Consider the following 2,668-nt stretch of genomic DNA (forward strand, 5'->3'; position numbering starts at 1 on the left):
CGATCGAAGCCCGACTTCTCGCCCCACCATATAGTTTAATCATGTTAATTATTAGCTAGCTTATTTTACTTGTAATGTATCTATAGAGCCGTGCCCACTCTACTTTTCGCGCCTAAAGTCTAAAACCTAGATCACGCTCTCAATTCAAACCCATTGAGATATTCCAGTGGTTTATTAGGATCGAAGGCGATCAGATCGACAAATGTATCTGGTTGTTCGATCTTCAGTTGTCCTTTTGGCATACTTAACCAAAAAGCTTTAGCAACATCTGCATAACCTTCAGTAGGATAGAGCTGTTTAATAATCGCATCTGCATCTTTGGGATAATCCGTAAGCTGCTGTTGCCGCCAGCGCACCATCTGCGTCAGCACCCAGACAGCGTGAGAATGCCAGAGGAAGTTGGCATGGTTGGGTTGTTGCAGATATTTAGTCGATTGAAAGTGAAATATTTGAAAATCAGGAACTTTTAAAACTTGGGCTTTGCCATCTAACGCCCCAAAGTTATAACTACCCGCGAGGATTTTTTGCCAGCTTTTATTAGTGCCAGCATTCGTATATTCTGATTTACCCAAAATCGGTGCTAGAGCGGCAACATTTTCTTGGTTGTCACAGTATTGACAAGCTTCTAATACTGCCGCCATTAATGCTTTGGCCGTAATCGGATTTGCTTTGAGCCAAGTATCGAGGGAAGCGAGAATTTTTTCGGGATGTCCGCGCCAAATATCCCGATCGATCGCCGCTGTAAAGGCTTTTTTGTCTGTCAGTGTTTGTTGATTGAATAGTTCGTCAGTGGCATAGCCGACAACTTTACCATTATCCAATCCTGCCAGAATAGCATCAGGTGCTAATACCTGAAACTTGACATCGCGTTCGGCATCGATACCCATCGTACCCAACCAGTATCTAGTTGTATAATTGGCCATCGCCGCAGGATGAGCGATCGCAAATGCTGGTGGCGTTTTTAGTTCGCGAAAAAACTTGTTATAACCATCTTGCAATTCATTTAAATTGCTATAGGATTGACGCGATCGCAATCCAGCTTTCCAGGCAGCCGGACTCAGGCTGATACTATTACCATTAATATTTAGTCCCATCAAAGCAACGGTCTTCGCATCACTTTTGACTCGATCTCGATCTCTTCTCTGGCGGCGCGATTGTCCCTCTTCCTCTTTAGCTGGCGATTTGCCACCCTTACTACTAAAATATTCCCAGAGCGGCATCGCAAACAGCGTTTGGGCGGCATCCAATTTACCGCTATGCAATTCCTGTTGTACTTGCTCCCAAGTTGGCTGTTTGACCAAGGTAACATTCAGACCATACTTTTTGAACATCCCTTTCTCTTTGGCTACCACCAATGGTAGACAGTCTAAACTAGAAACAATCCCAATCTGAAGATCGGTTTTCTCTAATTTCCCAAAGTTAGCTGCTGGCTGAGTAAAGTGAGTGCTACCTTGATTGGTACATGCGGCAAAGGTCAAACCTGCTGCGGAAAGGGCACTATATTGCAGAAATTGGCGACGCTTCATTGAGATAATTGGAGATTCAGTACAGTCGGGAGTAAGCTAATTTATCCCAGCCCTAAGTTAACTTTGAGCATAGTATGTTGAATTCTACAGGATGAGGTGACTTTTTAGTTGGGAGTGGGGAGTGGGGCGTTAGGAGTAGAAAATTAGTTCCGATCGTTTTTATAGATGATTATGAGTCTAGACAAAAATCCTAGCTAGCCAATCTTCCTGTCCTCCATTCCTCTGTCTCCTAACTCCCAACTCCCAACTCCCAACTTCCTTTGAACTTCTCCACTCCACTCAAAATCGGCTCCCTCCAACTCCACAGCCGCGTCTTTCAGTCTCCCTTGTCAGGTGTCACCGATCTGGTTTTTCGTCGCTTGGTGCGGCGATATGCCCCCGATTCGATGATGTATACCGAGATGGTGCAGGCTTCGAGTTTGCGGCATCTCAAGGAAATCCCGCGCATCATGGAAATCGATGCCAACGAGCGTCCGATTAGTATTCAGTTATTTGATTGTCGTCCCGATTTCTTGGGTGAAGCGGCTCAAATCGCGGTGGAGCAGGGCGCACAGACGATCGATATTAACATGGGTTGTCCAGTCAATAAAATTACCAAAAACGGCGGTGGTTCGTCATTACTACGAGATCCAGATACTGCTGTCGCGATCGTCAAAGCCGTCGTCAATGCTGTGAATATTCCCGTCACCGTCAAAACGCGGATCGGTTGGAACGAGGATGAGATTAATATTCTAGACTTTGCCCAGCGAATGCAGGATGCTGGCGCACAGATGCTGACAGTTCACGCTCGCACTCGCGCACAAGGCTACAATGGGACGGCTAATTGGGACTGGATTCGTAAGGTTAAAGAGGTATTATCGATTCCAGTAATTGCTAATGGCGATATTTTCTCCGTAGAATCTGCTGTTGCTTGCCTAGAGCAGACTGGAGCGGATGGGGTGATGTGTTCGCGCGGCACGCTCGGCTATCCTTTCCTCGTCGGTGAAATCGATCGTTTTCTCAAAACGGGCGAACTACTACCGTCGCCTAGCGCGATCGATCGATTAGAATGCGCTAAAGAACATTTACAAAACTTGTACTTGTATAAAGGTGAGCGCGGCATCCTGCAAGCTCGCAAACACATGACTTGGTACGCCAAAGGA

General features: G+C 46.1%; 2 protein-coding genes. One reads left to right on the forward strand and one right to left on the reverse strand.

The window, feature by feature from the left end; all coding sequences use genetic code 11:
- Nucleotides 1–131: 131 nt before the first annotated feature.
- Nucleotides 132–1,526 carry a CmpA/NrtA family ABC transporter substrate-binding protein gene (locus RMO84_RS10390; RefSeq protein WP_310488392.1) on the reverse strand — a complete coding sequence of 465 codons (1,395 nt, stop codon included), beginning with the start codon at nt 1,524–1,526 and terminating at the stop codon, nt 132–134.
- 260 nt (nt 1,527–1,786) lie between these two features.
- On the opposite strand from RMO84_RS10390, the gene dusB reads away from it, so the two are divergent.
- A partial coding sequence (gene dusB, locus RMO84_RS10395; protein ID WP_310488393.1) for a tRNA dihydrouridine synthase DusB occupies nt 1,787–2,668 on the forward strand: 882 nt, incomplete at its 3' end.

The organism is Chamaesiphon sp. VAR_69_metabat_338, from assembly GCF_031423935.1.
Taxonomy (GTDB): Bacteria; Cyanobacteriota; Cyanobacteriia; order Cyanobacteriales; family Chamaesiphonaceae; genus Chamaesiphon.

Bases quoted from the DNA above. Each gene is read 5' to 3' on its own strand.
- RMO84_RS10390 (WP_310488392.1), bottom strand. From the start codon at position 1,526: ATGAAGCGTCGCCAATTTCTGCAATATAGTGCCCTTTCCGCAGCAGGT.